General features: G+C 57.6%; 11 protein-coding genes and 3 pseudogenes. 10 read left to right on the top strand and 4 right to left on the bottom strand.

Translation table 11 applies throughout. From position 1 onward, the window contains the following. The first annotated feature begins 6 nt into the window (after nt 1–6). The 6 genes and pseudogenes from M3A49_RS00925 (at nt 7) to M3A49_RS00900 (ending at nt 8,106) form a co-directional block, all read left to right on the top strand. Entirely contained in the window at nt 7–1,557 is a 1,551-nt protein-coding gene (locus M3A49_RS00925) for an AAA family ATPase (protein ID WP_266227114.1), read from the top strand. A 247-nt stretch (nt 1,558–1,804) separates the two neighbouring features. Beyond that, a complete protein-coding gene (locus M3A49_RS00920; RefSeq protein ID WP_266227113.1) occupies nt 1,805–3,322 on the top strand; it encodes a TnsD family Tn7-like transposition protein in 1,518 nt (505 codons plus the stop codon). A gap of 221 nt (nt 3,323–3,543) precedes the next feature. After that, a complete protein-coding gene (locus M3A49_RS00915) occupies nt 3,544–5,355 on the top strand; it encodes a TnsD family Tn7-like transposition protein (protein WP_266227112.1) in 1,812 nt (603 codons plus the stop codon). A 587-nt stretch (nt 5,356–5,942) separates the two neighbouring features. After that, nucleotides 5,943–6,257 (top strand): metalloregulator ArsR/SmtB family transcription factor, encoded by a 315-nt coding sequence (locus tag M3A49_RS00910; protein WP_266227111.1) that lies wholly within the window; start codon nt 5,943–5,945, stop codon nt 6,255–6,257. Then, a complete protein-coding gene (locus M3A49_RS00905) occupies nt 6,254–6,658 on the top strand; it encodes an SRPBCC family protein (protein WP_266227110.1) in 405 nt (134 codons plus the stop codon). Before M3A49_RS00910 ends, M3A49_RS00905 begins: the two co-directional genes overlap by 4 nt. Nucleotides 6,659–6,950: 292 nt before the next feature. Beyond that, nucleotides 6,951–8,106, top strand: a pseudogene (locus M3A49_RS00900) (serine hydrolase domain-containing protein). A 12-nt stretch (nt 8,107–8,118) separates the two neighbouring features. Here the strand turns inward: M3A49_RS00900 and M3A49_RS00895 are convergent. After that, nucleotides 8,119–8,463 (bottom strand): cupin domain-containing protein, encoded by a 345-nt coding sequence (locus M3A49_RS00895; protein ID WP_266227109.1) that lies wholly within the window; start codon nt 8,461–8,463, stop codon nt 8,119–8,121. Nucleotides 8,464–8,889: 426 nt separating this feature from the next. On the opposite strand from M3A49_RS00895, the gene M3A49_RS00890 reads away from it, so the two are divergent. The 3 genes from M3A49_RS00890 (at nt 8,890) to M3A49_RS00880 (ending at nt 12,973) form a co-directional block, all read left to right on the top strand. After that, nucleotides 8,890–11,826, top strand: a complete 2,937-nt coding sequence (locus tag M3A49_RS00890; RefSeq protein ID WP_266227108.1) for a GH92 family glycosyl hydrolase — start codon at nt 8,890–8,892, stop codon at nt 11,824–11,826. 136 nt (nt 11,827–11,962) lie between these two features. Continuing rightward, nucleotides 11,963–12,385 (top strand): RidA family protein, encoded by a 423-nt coding sequence (locus M3A49_RS00885; RefSeq protein ID WP_254356728.1) that lies wholly within the window; start codon nt 11,963–11,965, stop codon nt 12,383–12,385. 45 nt (nt 12,386–12,430) lie between these two features. Further along, nucleotides 12,431–12,973 (top strand): hypothetical protein, encoded by a 543-nt coding sequence (locus M3A49_RS00880; protein ID WP_266227107.1) that lies wholly within the window; start codon nt 12,431–12,433, stop codon nt 12,971–12,973. A gap of 524 nt (nt 12,974–13,497) precedes the next feature. On the opposite strand, the gene M3A49_RS00875 is transcribed toward M3A49_RS00880, so the two are convergent. From M3A49_RS00875 to M3A49_RS00860, 3 genes and pseudogenes are all read right to left on the bottom strand, one after another. Further along, nucleotides 13,498–13,773 carry a hypothetical protein gene (locus M3A49_RS00875; RefSeq protein ID WP_266227106.1) on the bottom strand — a complete coding sequence of 92 codons (276 nt, stop codon included), beginning with the start codon at nt 13,771–13,773 and terminating at the stop codon, nt 13,498–13,500. A gap of 151 nt (nt 13,774–13,924) precedes the next feature. After that, entirely contained in the window at nt 13,925–15,349 is a 1,425-nt protein-coding gene (locus tag M3A49_RS00870; protein ID WP_266227105.1) for a phospholipase D-like domain-containing protein, read from the bottom strand. A 487-nt stretch (nt 15,350–15,836) separates the two neighbouring features. Further along, a pseudogene (locus tag M3A49_RS00860) lies at nt 15,837–16,331 on the bottom strand (AraC family transcriptional regulator); the annotation flags it as partial. Nucleotides 16,332–16,351: 20 nt separating this feature from the next. On the opposite strand from M3A49_RS00860, the pseudogene M3A49_RS00855 reads away from it, so the two are divergent. After that, nucleotides 16,352–16,474, top strand: a pseudogene (locus M3A49_RS00855) (GNAT family N-acetyltransferase); the annotation flags it as partial. Nucleotides 16,475–16,493: the final 19 nt, after the last annotated feature.

Genomic DNA, 16,493 nt, shown 5'->3' with positions numbered 1-16,493 from the left:
AGAATTATGGCCATTCTGAACTCTGTAAAGAAAATACTATCGGGTGCAAAAGCGCGTGAACCCGTTCCCGTGAGGCAATGTGTCGAGGCAGTCGAGGCACAGTATTACGATGGCGACGATCTGTTGCCAGAATACCGGGGCAATCTGCTGAACTCGGCCTTGGGACCAATCTGGGATAACAAGTCGATCGTCCGGGCGCTCGACGTGCCCGTTGCCTTTTCTGAGACCGAGCGAAAAAGGAGCGAAGAGTACCGGTTGCACGCAATCGGGCGTCTTTCCAATCTTGTCGTCGCGTTTCCAGCCCATCTTGATGTCGTGACCACGACGCAACTCATGATTCGCCAGCACTACGTCGGAGGAGATATTCGGGGAGATGCAGCTCAAGATATTTGGGATCGTTACAGGGAGAATTGCGACGGGAGGCTTGTTCCCATTTACCCGCATCAGCGGTCCCATGCACATTGCTTCGGGCTCTTCGGGCTTTCGGGGGGCGGTAAGACTACAGCGCTGCACTCAGCACTAAGGCTGTTCCCCAAGGTGATCCATCATAAGGAGTACGGTGTCAACCAGGTGGTATGGGTCAAGATAGACTGTCCACGGAGTGCGAGTCTCAAGGACACACTCAAGCTTCTCATTTTGACCTTTGACGACCTGCTTGGGACCGACTACATGGCGGAGATCGGACGGAAGGCTACGCTGGCGGACTACGCAAACAAACTGCATCGGGTTACCCGGCTTCACCACACAGGTCTCATTGTTCTTGACGAGATGCAGAACGCCCTCTATGCGGTCGCCAAGAACGATCCGCTCTTTGATTTTTTTGTCAATCTCACCAACGTGGTCGGGATTCCCGTCATTGTCAGCGGAACCCCGAACGCGGCTCAGCTTTTCCGGAAGACGTTACGGTCTGCGCGGCGTATTAGCAGCCACGGCGTGACTACCTGGAGCGGAATTGGCGAGAAAGACTGGGGGCGGTTCTGTAACCAGCTGCAAAAATATCAGTGGCTTGCTAATGCGGCTCCTCTATCCGAGAGCGTGCGGAAGTATCTGTATTCCCTGACACAAGGTCTGCCTGGAATTGCGATTCCGCTGTTCCAGTTGGCGCAGTATGCCGCAATCTATTCCGAGGCCGAGAGACTGTCGCAACAGATCTTCTGTGATGTCTTCGACGAAAAGATGGAATCGCTCCGGCCGATGCTGGCCGCGGTCCGGTCCGGTAACAAGGCACGGATGGTTGAGTACGATGACCTGCTGGGCGACACGCTGGACGACATCGTGGGGACCATGGAGGCGGAGGCAAAGCGGCACCTCTACTATGAGGCCGCTATGGACCATGACAAAACTGAGTCAGCAATCGATGCTGTGTCCCGCCTCATGCTCCTTGGAGTACCCCAGCAACTGGCGTCGTCGCTTGTGGGCATTGTACAACGGGAATATCCAGCTGCGTCCTCGCAGGAGTTGAGCAATGAGGCGGCGCGCCGTTTCTACCAACAGAAGGCGCCCTCGGATTCGTTAAGGAAGCCCGCAACGAAGTCCAGGGAGGAGGTCATCAAATAGCGGCGAAAATCTAAGGCGGCCTCGGCCGCCTACAGTTTATTTTTAGCCTCCCAATGCGGAGTGATGCTCCTATGCTCCTTCATGCCAGGTGCCGTGAGCCCGCGAGCTCTGCCTGTCGTCGTCGCCTCGATCAGACCGGCAGATCCTGAGGAGAAGGCTTGTGGGTATACGAATGAAAATAGATTGAGACGTGAATTTTCGGAAGCTATGCAGTGTTTCGATTCATTTCGGGCCAGGGAGAGATGCTATGGCAATCGCACTGTTTTCTCTTTGTGATGGGGAGACCATTGGCAGTAATCTGGGGCGCTATGGAGACTCCGTTGGTCTTGGGACCACGTTAATGCTGAGGCGGCGACTATTCGGTCATCCCTGTCGACCCAATGCCAAACTTCCTGGCGGAGTTCGCCATCTTGCCGAGGAGACCAGAGACTATTGGAACCTGGATGCAAAAGAAATTATAGAAGGCCACACCGAGTTCCATTACGCGACCCTGACATTATCCGAGGCACAAAGAAATCGGATGTTTTTGGACATGCTTGATCAGCCTGCGGGAAGATGTTCGCGGAGGAGCGCGTGCGGATGGATGGGGGAGCGTGTGACAAGATTTCGCTATTGCGAAGAATGTCTGTCGGCGTGGCGAGCGAAGGCCATACCACCCTACTGGATGGTGAATCATCAACTGCCCGGCGTGTACGTCTGTTCGCAGCATTCGAGGATGCTAAGAGCAGTAACCACGCCGCCGCCTTCGGAAAATATTCGGGACTTGACGGTCGTGACTCTGAAGGAAAGCTCTGACCAAGAGATATTGACGTCAGCATCATTGACGGAGTGGTCTGCCATTGAGGATGTGGCCAGACGTAGTGCTCAGTACAGCGCGGGGAGCAAAACCTTCCCTCCGGCGACGAAGTATCGTGAATGGCTTCAGGTTGCAGGGTTCGTATGGCCAAACGGAAGGGTGGACCATCACGGCCTAGTTGCATCTCTATTGAGACATTTCGGTAAGGAATACTGCGAACTTGCGGGCCTGACCAGACAGAGATTGACGAGTTGGTTGCGCAACATCATGGACCCGGCGAGAGCTTGCGAGCCAGGTCATCCGTTTTTGTTTATCGCAATCGGATCACTACTGGCACAGCGATGCGCCTTACCGGGATCGTTTGTACCTGCGATGCCGAACGGCACTGCAGTTCTGAAGATGGAGTCTTCCAAGAGCGACGAGAAGAAAAGCGATCTAAATATAACCGAGCTTTCGTGCATCGGAGTTCTTCATCGGCCCAATGACCGGTGGAGAGATTGCGCGCGGGAGGGGAACGGATGGAGGCTCGCCTGCTCCTGTGGAGTGTCATATCAAACGTCCTATGCGTTGGGAGCCAGAAGGGCGGAACTCGCCGTGGAGGCTTATGGCGTGCGGTATCAAAACCACATTTGCAGGATGCTCGCGAATGGTGTCAGTGTCGAAGACGTCTCGCGAGAGCTTCGTCTGTCAGTTGAAGCGTTGTTGCGTTTGGCGCATTGGCCCGGATTCGCGAAGCACAAGGCATTGTCGCAGGCAGAGATCCAGCGCATGCGCGACCGCTGGCGTTCCATCGTTCGAAGCGCTCCGCCGGAAAAGCGAATTACCTCAGCCTATCGCGTCGATTCAAAACTATATAGGACATTGTGTCGATACGACCGCGAATGGTTTTCGGCGTTCAACCTAGCGAATCGGACACCTCCTAAGCGTTCTTCGTTCACCGACTTGGGAAAAAATTCGACAAATCATTAGTTAATCACAAGAACATTTGATCCGCGCTAGCGAACATACAAAGGAATCTTTTGTCGAGATGGATAGCTGACGATCGCTTGATTGTCGCCAGACTACGAACTGCTAATGTACGGCTTCGAGGCCTTTTTGCTACGGGTGCCGGAGTGCCACATTCCGACCGGTGTTTAAATCGCTGAGCCAGCTCGAACGTTCGACCGACACCAATCATGAGGGATTTCACGATGGCTACTTCTTTATTTCCGCTTCAGGATGGGGAAACGCTCGAAAACAACATCATCCGTTACGCCGAATATATGGGGTTAGCGTCGACCCAAGATCTTCGCCGGCGACTCTTTGGATATCCTTGCCGAGCTGGGACGAGATTTCCATGTGGCATCTCTCATTTAGCGCTGCAGACGCGAGACTATTGGGGTTTAGATGCCGATCAAATTATCGAGCATAATACCGAGTTCAATTACATGACTATGATGGCATCATCGGCGCTACGGTCGAGCATGCGCGCGATCATGCAGAATCCTCCTGGCGTGGGCGTACTGCGGATGAAGCGAAAATTGACATTGGAGCGTGACTCGAGGCCGCGATATTGCGACGAATGTTTGGCTGACTGGAATCGCTCGGGGATAGCGCCTTACTGCAAAATTAGCCATCAGCTTCCCGGAACGTATTACTGTGATGTTCACCTTACCCCACTGAAGGCAGCGGGCGAATCACGGGGCGATGTAGTGCTAGCCGCGATGTTACAACCACTTGTTCGTAAGAGCGACTCGGCCGCTATCTCGGACGTTACCGCAGCCGAAGCGAAGGCAATCAAAAGCGTTGCGATCAAAAGTGCGCGGCAGCAAACAAATGGGGACACCAGGGAGCGAGTCCACTATCTTAGCTTGGTACGCGATGCAGGGTTTCTGATGCCAGATGGCCGTCTGAGGAAGGGGGCCTTGGCTAATGATTTACGTGTGTTTTTTGGCGTAACTTACTGTCGTTTGACAGGGCTGGACGAACGGAAAATAGCGGCGTGGTGGAATGTTGTCCGCGGGCAAACAAACGCGAATAGTCTTCGCAATCCGTTCGTATTTTTGGCAGCGGAATCCCTACTGGAATCCCGCATTTCTTGTCCCGGAACACATTTGCCACTCATTCCAAGTGTATCTATTGATGAAATTTTGCCAATATTGCCGAAATGTGCGGGTGCTTTGCACCGAGATTGCGACTCGTACGGTGCCATGGTTCGGGGCAGGACGGCGCAACGCTGGAAAGTTACGTGCTCGTGTGGAATGACTTATAAGATTTTAACCAATCCCGACGATTCTGCCGTGCATATTGTGCCGTTAGAATATGGGGAGCGTTACAAACAACATTTCGATGTATTGCTGTCCACTGATTGCGGTCTTGGCTTTGCCGCGCACGAGATCGGAATAAGTTTGGGTACTGCTGTTGCGTGGAAAAGGATAAAGGCTTCGCCAGGAGGTACTAAAGCAGTTCCAAAGAAACGACTTCCTCAAGCTGAGATCAAGGAGCTGAGGGGAAAATGGCGGGCGCTGGTCCTGTCTGCTCCACCAAAAGGTCGAATTAGATCTGCTTATAGTAAGGGAGCTGCAATATACAGAAAGCTTGCACTACATGATCATGAATGGTTGATCAAGTTTAATAAAAGTCAAAGTGCGCCGTCCAAGGGTATGATTCATCGTTCAAGGAATCAATTAACCGAAGCAAGATTGCAGCATGTCCGCGAAGCGTACGATGATTTGATTCGCACGGAACCACCGGTTCATATCACTAGGTCGGCTATCGTTCGGAAAGCGGGATTTACATCTGCCGTTGAGCACAATGGAAGCTGGAAGGGAGTGTTTTCACAGTTGTCCGAAACGAAAACTGCCTACGTAGAGCGAGTTTGTACTTGGTTTTGCGAATTGCCGAGAGCCCGAAGGCCGAGGAATTGTAGGGAATTCGAGCGTCTAACACACTGTGATTGGCAGTCTCTAAGCGATGAGCAAAGGCACAGGGTTCGAACCGGCTTTTCGTCAGCTAGGTCATGATGTCCGAGGGTTTGCTCGCCGCGTAGACAGGCCCTCTGATGCTCTGGTGCGTCGGAGTTTCGATTCCTCCCTTTTATGTTCTGCCATTGGGACGCCCTTGCACTGTGAATGCAGCAAACTTTGCATTTGCGCGATCGAACGTGTAGCGACGTCTGCTCAGATTGCCATCGGATTCCACATTTTTCTCGTCCGCCAATTGCGACGATGAACATCGCGGCCGCAATTCGCTCACAGAGTGTGATGCTCGCAGAAAAAATGGCTGTTCGAGAGAGATTTGGCACGATGCAGCATTTCTTCGATGCATCCCTTTTTACTGGCGGCTTCGGATGTCTTGTCGGAAGGCGCTCCCGCAGAGTTTCTGTATTTGGAAACGGGGCGAACTTGAGAAGCAGCGGTTGCTGCCGCAGACTTTGGCCATTTGTCATGGTGGGAGCATCAACAGTGATACTGGCCTTCTGAGCATTTTTTCCCGCAGACTTTGATGTCTCCCCATATGGGGTGTGAGTGCGCGACGAGGGTCTGTTGGGACGAGGACGAGCGGTTTCAGGCGATTGACGCGTCGGATATTTCCGACGTATTCTGTGCGAATGACTACGACCGATGTCTTTGGGGCGATTGCGAACCCGACGCGCAGACGCATCCTCGAAATGCTGCGCAGTGGCCCGCGTGCAGCCGGGGAGATCGCGTCCGCGTTCGCCGTGAACCGCCCGGCGGTTTCCGAGCATTTGCAGGTCTTGCGCCTTGCTGGCCTGGTCACGGAACAGGCGCGTGGACGTCAGCGCCTTTATGGATTGAACGCAGGCAGGCTGAGGGAGCTCGCGGAGTGGCTGCATCCGTTCGAGCAGTATTGGGCGCAGCGCCTGGATGCACTCACTGAAATACTCGACAAGGACACGCGATGACAGCACCCGGACTCATCCAGCTCACCCGCTTCATTCCGCACTCGCCGGCCAGGGTCTGGACTGCCCTGACCGACCCTGCCATTCACGCCAGATGGTGGGCGGCTGGCGATGTGCGCGCGGTCGTCGGGCATCGCTTCACGCTGGATATGGGGCCGTGGGGCCTGCAGCCCTGTGAGGTCGTCGCCGTCGAGCATGAACGGCTGCTGTCCTATTCGTTCGCACCCGGCACGTTGAACACGACGATCACCTGGCGGCTCGCAGCCGAAGGGAGCGGTACCCGCCTGTCACTCGAGCACAAGGGCTTCGATCTCGATTCGCCGCTCGGCAAGGCAGCCTTTCAGGGTATGGGCAAGGGATGGCCGGACGTCATTCAGCGGCTTCAGGACCTGCAGGGCGTGTGAGGCGCGATGGCGCGGGTGCTTGCCTCTAGCGCAACGGCCGTTACTGGCGCTGCGTATTACCTGGCAGTCCTGTAAAACTGCTTGATCGGCCCCATCGGATACCGCCTGATGGGTCCGACCGTAGTCGACCCCGGGCGGACGTTCAGCGTGGCGCGGAGCCGAAGTACAAATGACAGCATTCGCCTGCCGAGCATGCAAACCACCGAATGTCCTTTCCCGCGCATGGGTTGATCGCGATCGCGAACCGGATTCTCCTAAGATAACGGCGAGACCGATCACGAAGGAGCCGTCTATGCCGCTCAGTCCAGCATCGTCATTGCAACCGTCCGCCGATGCCGCGCTCGCCGAGCGTGTCGATGCGGTGCTTTCGCGGGCGATCGCCGCGCAGAGTCTCGTCGGTGCCGTAGTGCTGGTCGCGCGCGCCGATGCGCGAGGACACGCTGTTCAGGCTCGCGTCGGTGACGAAGCCGATCGTCTCGACGGCTGCAATGGTGCTCGTGGCGCAACGCAAGCTGTCGCTCGACGATGATGTTACCCGCTGGCTGCCCGATTTCCGCCCGGCGCTCCCTGACGGCCGCGTGCCCGTGATCACGGTGCGTCAGCTGCTTACGCATAGCGCGGGCCTTGGTTACCGCTTTGCGGAAGCCGATGCGAACGGCCCCTATGCGCTCGCCGGCGTATCGGACGGGCTCGACGGGACAGCCGTCACGCTAGGCGAAAACGTACGCCGGATCGCGAGCGCGCCACTGCTATATGCGCCCGGAACGAGCTGGAACTATTCAGTCGCGCTTGACGTGACGGGCGCGCTGATCGAGGCCGTCTGTGGCATGCCACTCGGCGATGCAGTCAGTGCGCTGGTGCTTCGTCCGCTTGGCGCCCGCGACACGGCATTCGTCGCGCTCGATCCCGCGAGGCTCGCGACACCGTACGTGAACGACACGCCACAGCCGCACCGGCTTGCCGAGAACGAGACCGTGCCTGTAGTGGAAGGAACGGTTGGGGTGACATATTCAACAGCTCGCGCGCTCGACGCGCATGCTTTCGCATCTGGTGGCGCCGGGATGGTAGGCACCGCGGGCGACGTGCTGAAGGTGCTGGACACGCTGCGCGCGGGCGGTGGGGCATTGCTTCCATCTGCGCTCGTGGACGAGATGGGGCGCGTGCAGACCGGCGACTTCGATTTGCCGGACAGGCCCGGCGTTGGCTTCGGGATCGGCTTTTCGCTGCTGCGGGATCCCCGCGCAGCGGCATCGCCGGAATCGCCAGGGACGTGGCGCTGGGGCGGAGTCTACGGCCACTGGTGGTTCGTCGACCGCGCACGTGGACTGACGGTCGTCTCGCTGTCGAACGCGCTGTACGAGGGCATGAATGGCCAATACACAATCGATTTGTGCGATGCCGTTTACGGCGCCGGACAACGTGCAGGCCTCGATTGCTCCGTCGTTTGACCGGCAATGTAGTCACCCTTTCCGGGGAGCGTCACAGCGGATCGTCGTGGCATTGGCTTTTTCCACCGTCAGGTTGATCGAGCGTGCGCCGCCAGGACGAGTGCGGTGGCGCACGCCTGCGGGGACGGTCAGCAGCTGACCCGCGCGCAACTCCGTTGCCCCTTCTTCAAAATCAATGATCAATACGCCTTCGATTCCGATGAACGTCTCATCGGAATCGGGATGGAAATGCCAGAAGTACGGCACTTCCATCACGCTGACGTGAATGTCGTGATTGTTGACCGTCGTGACGACCTCATTGCGATAACCGTCGCGTAAGGCAGCTGTCATGGCCAGAAAGTCAGTAGCTTCAATCATGCGCTCGCTCCTACCTATGGGCTGATAAAACGGCACGCATCGAACGTTCCTGCTCGATGGCCGTAGCCTGATCGATTTGGACGTCGTCCAGCCGAGTTCACTCATGCGATCCGAATAACCGGTTCGGGCACTTTTAGCGCAATTGCGCGCCTGCATGAAAATCTGACACGCATGAACTCGGTCGTCTTCGTCGTGAACATGCTCGTACATGTTGGACCGATTATGCGAATCGCCTAACACGCGAAGTTTCGTCATGAATTCGCTTGTTTAGTAATTTCTGATAAACACAAAACGCCAATAGATAATCAATTGACGCCATTCAAATGTCTCGTATAGCATGACTTCGAGCCACATGCCACATGCTACTTGAATAAACAGGATAACTAAACAAAACCAGATACGCGTAGTGATACTCAGGAGACAGCCATGATAGATTTACGCCGTCTTGCGGCCGCCATGATCATCATTGGTTCTTTGGCGGGTTGTGGAGGAGATAGTCCAGGCCAGTCCGGCTCCGCCGCTGTCGCGGCTGACCAGTTTCAGGGAACAACTCAGGGTAGTCCCAGTGCCGGTTCCAGCAATGCCAACGCGGCTGTCGCCGCCGAGCAAACTCCCGCTTCCGATCATGGCACCATGCAATTGACGCGGTATGTCAACCCGCTGATCGGCACGTTGGCCAGCAACTCTCCGAACCCCGTGCCAGCAGGGCAGGCTGGCAGTGTGGTGCCGGCAGCGGGACTGCCGAACGGCATGGTGCAGTGGGCACCCGATACGAATACCACCTCGGCTCCCTCGAACAGCGCGGAGCCCGGTTCGCCGGCCGGTTACTACTACGACATCGGCTCGATCCAGAGTTTCAGTCTCACCCATATGAGCGGCGCCGGTTGTTCCGGAAATGACGGCGAATTCCCCGTCATGCCGACGCTCGATGCCACCAGGCCGCTCACGCAGACGTTTAGCCATACCAACGAGAAGTCAGTAGCGGGAGCCTATTCCGTAGTGCTCGATAACCAGGTCAAGGTCGAGTTGACTGCAACCCTGCGTACCGGCTTTGGCCGCTTCACCTATCCTGACAATCAGCCTTCGACGCTCGTGCTCAACACGACGTATACAAACACGCAGACGAGCGTAGCCGGCTCGGTCACGCAGGTCGACGCGAGAACCATTTCGGGCAGTACCACGGGTGGCCATTTTTGCGGTAATTCAACGAATGTCCCGGTGTACTTTTATGCGGAGTTCGGTCAGCCATTTGTAAAGACTTCATCCTTCAACAATGGCGTTGCCGTGATGAATTTCGGCAAAGGCGCCACTGTCATGATGAAAATCGGTATTTCATATGTGAGCATCGCAAACGCCAAAAATAATCTCCAGGAAGAAAACCCCTCCTGGGATTTTGACGGTGTCAGGAAGGTTGCCGATGCGATATGGAATCAGCGCCTCAACACCATTCAGGTAAGCAGCAGTGATACCACAGCGTTGACAAAGTTCTACACGGCTTTCTATCACGCATCATGGGCACCGAGCGTATTCAGCGATGTGAACGGTCAATATATCGGCTTCGACCAGAAGGTTCATCAGGTCAGCGCTGGCCACGCTGCGCAGTACACCAGCTTTTCGGGGTGGGACATCTATCGTTCGCTGATACCGCTCAAAGCCACGCTATTTCCTGAGGAAACGAGCGATATGGCGCAGTCGCTCGTCAACGATGCGGATCAGTGCGGGGCAATTCCGCATTGGGTGAATGACAACGTCGAAGACGGCGTGATGCCGGGCGACGCCGGCTCGATTATCGTGGCGGGCGCATATGCTTTCGGTGCGCGCAAGTTTGATACTGCGGGCGCCTTGAGCCATATGATCCAGATGGCCAACATTCCCGGCACCGCGTGCAACGGCGTGACGACCAATGGCGGGCGCGCCAGCTATCTACAGTTCGGCTACATCACGAACGGTGAATGGGGGCAGGCTTCGTCCACGCTGGAGTACGGCAGCAGCGATTTCGCGATCTCACAGTTTGCCGGTGCACTAGGCAACACGGCGATCCAGAAAATGCTGCGTAGCCGCTCGGCCTACTGGCAGAACCTGCTCAACACTTCCTTGACGCTGCCTCTGATCGCCGCACGCAACTCCGACGGCACGTGGATTCCGGAGAACCAGGGCAGCACCGACAACTACGTGGAGGGCAACGCTGAGCAGTACACATGGATGGTGCCGTTCAACCCGACCGGGCTGTTCGCACAACTTGGCGGAAATACGGCGGTGGTGTCGCGGCTGAACACGTTCTTTACCGTGCTGAACGCGGGTACGACGCTGCCCAATTTCTATATGGGCAACGAGCCGACCTTCGAGGTGCCCTGGTTGTATAACTGGGCGGGTTCGCCGTCGGGTACGCAGAATGTCGTGCAGCAGATCATGGCGAGCGCCTTTGGCACGGGGCCGAACGGTTTGCCCGGCAATGACGACCTGGGCGCCGTGTCGGGCTGGTATGTGTGGGGCGCGCTGGGCCTCTATCCGGAGATCCCGGGTGTCGGGGGCTTTGCGATCGGCAGCCCGCAATTTTCCTCGATAGTCGTTCATCTCGGGAACGGCAAGACGTTGCGCATCAATGCACCCGGTGCGCCCAGCGCGAATTATGTGCAGGGGCTCACCGTCAATGGCAGGGCTCACAATAGTTCCTGGCTGGACGTTGACGCACTCGCCGACGGCGCGACGCTGAACTTTGCGATGGGTTCGTCACCTTCGCAGTGGGGCTCGAACCCGGCCGAGGCGCCTCCGACCTATGGGGTGCCGGTCGCGCGTAACGTGGCGGATGCTTTCAACAACCACGGCATCAGTGCCGACGGCAGCAGCGACACCGACGGCCTCGGTTCGGACTTCGACGGCTCTCTGTTCAGTTACTCGTCGACCGCCTTGGCGGCGGCCGGCGCGGCGCCGGGCAAACCTCTCGTCGTCGGCGGAGCAAGCTTCGTTCTGTCCAGTGGACCGCTCGACAACGCGGTCGCGGTAGGACAGACGATTGCGATGCCGCCCGGCACGGCCGGTCATTCGCTGGTTCTGCTGGGTTCGGCCAACAACGGCCCCGGATCGGGCGCCGCGCTCGTGACCTATGCCGACGGCACGACCACGCCGTTCACGCTTGCCTTCGACGACTGGACCCTCAATGGCGGCAGCGCGGCTCCGGTGGACCCGATCGCGTTGACCACCGCGTATCGCAATGCCGGCAACGGTTCGACCGACGGCGTCAAGACCTATCTGTTTGCGCAGTCGGTGCCGCTGACGCCCGGCAAGCTGGTGGCGAGCGTCACATTGCCGAGGCAGTCCAACGAAGGCAAGTTGCACGTGTTCGGAATCGCGGCAGCGCCTTGAATACGTTGGGCGCCGCGCAGGCGCCGCCCAACGTGCGGCTTGGTACCACAGCAAGGGCATCCATCACCCGATATCGTCGATGCAGGCTGGTGGGCAAGCGCATAATCGGGAGCTAACTGACTACAGGAGTCCGGAAATGGTGGATGCAGTGAATCTTCCAGATGTCTGGTCGCCGTTCGGTGCGTTCTCGATGGCGGTTATCCAGGGCGACGGCCAGGTGGTTCATTTGAAGGGCCAGGTATCGCTCGACCGGGAAGGGCGAGTCGTTGGACCCAACGACATGCGAGTACAGGTGCGCAAAGTCCTCGAGAATATTCGCGACGTGATGGCGGCGATGGGAGGGCAAATGACTGACGTGATTTCCCTCGTTCACTACGCGACGGATATCGACGCATTCATGGCTGCTGGAGACATTCGAAGTGAATTCTTCGATGCACCTTATCCGGTTACGACTACCGTTCAGGTCGAGCGCCTGTACCGTCCGGAATTGATGATTGAGATCACTGCGATTGCAGAAATCCCGCGCTCCCGATTTCGCCGTCCGGGGTCGGGCAACTGACACTCACCATTGGTCATCATGACATTATCGGCAGCGGAGACCGCAATGTGGCGGCTCGTGCAACGCTATACAGGGCGAGTCGGATACCGGCGGGGCGCAAAGGTCGAAGGGCTGTTGGAGAACCCTCCAGTCATCGACTGTTCCGGGTGGACTGGCCTGCTGCTTACAGAAGCCATGTGCGCGGAGAATAATGCGGCTGGCCATGTCATGTTTACTGATACTGATATTCGAGCTATGCAAGCGTGGTCGGATCGCATCATTCAGGAAATCGCAGTTCGGACGGGATATATTCTTGCGGGATCCGAGATCAATGCATGCAGCCTTCCTCGATGCGCCACCATCGGGTTGAAGATGGGAGCGCCAGGTTGGGCGGCAAACCATCCACGGGTTCGCGGTGTCACCCACATTATTCAGATCGTTCGTCATCCGGAAGACGATGTGCCGTTCGTTTCGGAATCGTTCGGCGACCCTGTGCGGCCAGGAATCAGCCTGACGTCGCTTGCCGATTGGCTCGTGCGTTCGCAACCGTTTCTCCAGACCGACGCATTGTGGGCCGTCGATGCTTTTCGCCTGGCGTCGGCAAATTAAGCGAGCGCACTGAAGGTCGGAACGTGCCGATTGCTGCGCGATGCGGCCGGCAGACATCGACCCACAACGGCCTGTCACCACGCTCCGAAGCGGACGCTCAGTGCGACATTCGCGCTGCGCGGGTTTCCATTTACGAGTTAAGACTTACTTTGTGAAGGTCGCATGAATCAGCTTCCCGCTCTTCAGGTCAATCTCGCAATCGAATCCATTCCAAGAGGCGCATTTAACGCTATGGTCGCCTGACATACGCACTGGATTTGCATACGAATCGCCATCCATGGCTCGTTCGGAAAACCACAGTAGCGTGCCCTGAGAGTCGACCATATACAGATTCGATTCCGATTCGGGGTATCCGCAGTAGTCCTCCCGCACCAACACACCGTATCGCGTTTTAAGAATTTCCACAACTTTTGTGTGGCGTGCCTCAATGTCCATTGGCAATTAACGTTGTAGGTAAGGGGCGTGCTTGCTGGCCGTCCAGCGTCCGAAGCGAGCGACCTTGACCGGAATGTTAGGCGTATTCGCTAGCACTTGGCTGCAACCATAGCTCCGATCTTGGTATCTATATATTGCTCCAGCCAATTCCGCGGGTCGCCGAGATAAGTGTATTCGAGGTCCGGGTAATCGGCCGCGTACTTCCGTCCCAGCGGGTTCTTTAGCCAAACATTCACGGTCGGCATCGGCCAGTCACTACTTATCTCGACCATAACATTCCCGACAGAAAGCTCGGCGTCGAGTATCTCGCGGAGATCACCGGTGAGGCGAGGCAAGATGACCGAAAGGTCGTAGTCGTGGATCATGGAGTCCGGCTGCGTGGGCGTTGAACCAGGGGCTCATTGTCAACGATCTACGTAGCGCCGTCGACCGTCCCGTCGTGGCCGACTACTGCGCGACACAGTGCGGACGGCGACCCGAACTGGCCACGTAGTTTAGCAACAGGGCACGGCGCGCTCAGAGGAAGTTCCTGAATAGCATCGTCACCCACCACCAGGCACCCCCGCAGCCAGCGGCCCGGCAGCGCGCATCGGGATCCGCCAGAAGGCGGCCATTGGCGTCGCTCACCGAACTTGAGTTGCGCAGGAAGTACGCCACGCTGTCTTGCAAGGGATCGAGCCCGTCGTCAGGGATATCTATCCACAGGCCGTTTTCGGTATTCAGGCGGGCCGACAGCGAATCGAAATTGAAACTGCCGAGATAATATCGATGGCCGTCGATGAGGACCAGCTTGGCGTGCATCATGCGGTTCTCCTGGTCGGAATATTCGCGCACCTCGATCCCGGCATTCACCAAGCCGGGCAGATCGTCGGCATAGGCGCGCCCGACTGCGGGGAATTCCTGCGTGATGCTCGCCAGCGAGGCGCTCACCAGGATCACGTGGACACCTTCGCGCCGCTTGCGCTCAAGCGCCTCGCGCAGTTCCGGCACCAGGATCAGGTAGGGGTTGATGATCAGGATTTCGTGCTGCGCCGTATCGAATGCTTGTAGCATGTCCTGCAACGTGCCTGGCGAGCGCTTGTCGGGCCAGTCGTGGACATAGTGCAGGCGCTCGCAGGCGATCGGCATCCAGGCGGGATCAAAATACGCCCCGGGAGCGGGCGGAGCGGCGGGATCATTGGGCGTATCGGAGGCAGTTGGTGTATCGGTAACGTCCAGGTCTGTCGCCCGGGCTGCTGAATCGAGCGGAGCCAGCAGCCATTCGCGCCAATAATGGATGCGCGCCGGGTCCAGCGTCGCATAACCCTCGGAGACGCGATAAGGACTTGCGACTTTGAGGAATTTTTCCGGCTCGGGGCGAACCACTTGCGGGCTATTCCAGAACAGGGCGAAATGCTGGTACATGGCGTGCAGGGAGGAAGCATCCTGGCCGGCGTCGCCCGACACCATCAGATCGCGCTCGCTGAGCCAGTTACGGAAGCTCGCATCCCAGATCGAGGTACTGCCGATCACGGCCGTGTCGCCAACCAGGAACAGTTTGTCGTGCATGCGATGCGAAATCTCGACGAGATCGGATCGTGGATGGAAGATTCGGAGTTCAATGCCGGGAGCCACCTCGTGCAGGGCGACGATGAACTCGTCCTCGAACGGGTAGTGCGGCTCGGGGCCGATGCCGTCGATCAGCAGCTTGACCGGCACGCCTCGGCGCGCCGCCTCGACCAGATGACGCAACAGCAGGCCGCCGGTCTGATCGATTTCGAAGATGTAGGCGAGGATGCGGATCTGCTCGGTAGGCGTGGCACGGTCGACCAGCGCAATCCGCGACTGCATCAACTGACCGTCGTCAAGACTGGCGACCAGGTCGACACATTGCGCGTGGCCTTGCTGAGAAGAGGCAAACACGCATGCCAGAATGAGCGCCAGGCTTCTTGTTGTGGTCATGATGTGGCGAACTGGTTCGATGTGTCTCCGGCCCTACGTCCTTGAAGGTCTGGAAGGCTTCCCGGCCTCGATAAATGCCTGTTCCAACGTATCAATGCGCAGATAAACCGCGGTGAGTTTGCGAGCAAGTGTTTGCGCTATGGTTGTTTTTCCGGTGCCCAGTAGTCCTCCGAAGGCAATCAGCATTTTCGACGCTCTCCCTATTCGAATGTTGGCTGATTGTCGCAGGATTCCTGTCGCGACTTCCAGTGACCGCTCCTGGGCGCATAGAGTCGCACGCCGAGTGCGTCTCGGGCGCGCACTGTCATGAAAAAAGCATAGGTCGCCAGCAGTGACACTGACAATCCAAATCTCCGGACACTTCAAACGGATCCAGTCGAGTCGTCATCTGGAGCGCGGCGCAAACGCAATGTCGAGTTGATATTGCCCACGGCCTCGCGCTGTACTTGCGTTCAGCGCGCATCGCGGCGCAATTCACGCACGCTCACTTGACGCGCAAATCCTGAAAGTACGACAGAGGCGATTTGCCGAGCACCGACTCGATACGACGCTGCAGGGTTCGCTTGCTCGTCGCCGGAGCGTCGGCCGCCGATTCCAGCGAAAAGCCTTCTGCGAGCCGCGAACGTGCCCAGCGCTCGAACCGTTCGACAAGTGGATCCGCGCGCGCCAGGTGCTCCGGGATCATGTGCGTCGCCTGCGACGGCCGCCTGTCTACCAGCATATAACGCGCGACAAGAGCGGAAAGCTCGGGGCTCGACTGACGTATCAACTACAGTGCGAGGTCGAGATGCCCCATTGCGGCTCCCGCAGTAACGAAGTCACCCGAGGGAACCAGCATTCTCGATTCGTCGAGACGTACGTCCGGATAGCGCTGGCGGAACAGGGGACTCAGCCACCATGTCGTCGTGGCATCGTGGTCCTGCAGCAGCTGCGATTCCGCCAGCACGAACGTGCTGATGCATGACGCCGCAATGCGCGAGCCACCGGCATGCCAGGCACGCAATCCGCGAGCGAGGACGGCTCATCGCAATGGCAGGTGAGCGCATGCACATCGACGGTTACGTCGAGATAAGCGCTGTTTGCGTGCATAACGAGCATCGCGGCAAGGGCTTTGCAGGGCGACTTGAGGGCGGCGAACTATCGA

Origin of the sequence: Paraburkholderia sp. CNPSo 3076, from assembly GCF_026343935.1 — a bacterium.
Classification (GTDB): Bacteria; Pseudomonadota; Gammaproteobacteria; order Burkholderiales; family Burkholderiaceae; genus Paraburkholderia; species Paraburkholderia nodosa.
Note: the sequence above shows the minus strand (reverse complement) of the source record. Positions and strands in the feature narration are given on the sequence as shown.

Bases quoted from the DNA above. Each gene is read 5' to 3' on its own strand.
- M3A49_RS00870 (WP_266227105.1), bottom strand. From the start codon at position 15,349: ATGACCACAACAAGAAGCCTGGCGCTCATTCTGGCATGCGTGTTTGCC.
- M3A49_RS00880 (WP_266227107.1), top strand. From the start codon at position 12,431: ATGTGGCGGCTCGTGCAACGCTATACAGGGCGAGTCGGATACCGGCGG.
- M3A49_RS00905 (WP_266227110.1), top strand. From the start codon at position 6,254: ATGACAGCACCCGGACTCATCCAGCTCACCCGCTTCATTCCGCACTCG.
- M3A49_RS00895 (WP_266227109.1), bottom strand. From the start codon at position 8,463: ATGATTGAAGCTACTGACTTTCTGGCCATGACAGCTGCCTTACGCGAC.
- M3A49_RS00875 (WP_266227106.1), bottom strand. From the start codon at position 13,773: ATGATCCACGACTACGACCTTTCGGTCATCTTGCCTCGCCTCACCGGT.
- M3A49_RS00885 (WP_254356728.1), top strand. From the start codon at position 11,963: ATGGTGGATGCAGTGAATCTTCCAGATGTCTGGTCGCCGTTCGGTGCG.
- M3A49_RS00920 (WP_266227113.1), top strand. From the start codon at position 1,805: ATGGCAATCGCACTGTTTTCTCTTTGTGATGGGGAGACCATTGGCAGT.
- M3A49_RS00890 (WP_266227108.1), top strand. From the start codon at position 8,890: ATGATAGATTTACGCCGTCTTGCGGCCGCCATGATCATCATTGGTTCT.
- M3A49_RS00915 (WP_266227112.1), top strand. From the start codon at position 3,544: ATGGCTACTTCTTTATTTCCGCTTCAGGATGGGGAAACGCTCGAAAAC.
- M3A49_RS00925 (WP_266227114.1), top strand. From the start codon at position 7: ATGGCCATTCTGAACTCTGTAAAGAAAATACTATCGGGTGCAAAAGCG.
- M3A49_RS00910 (WP_266227111.1), top strand. From the start codon at position 5,943: ATGACTACGACCGATGTCTTTGGGGCGATTGCGAACCCGACGCGCAGA.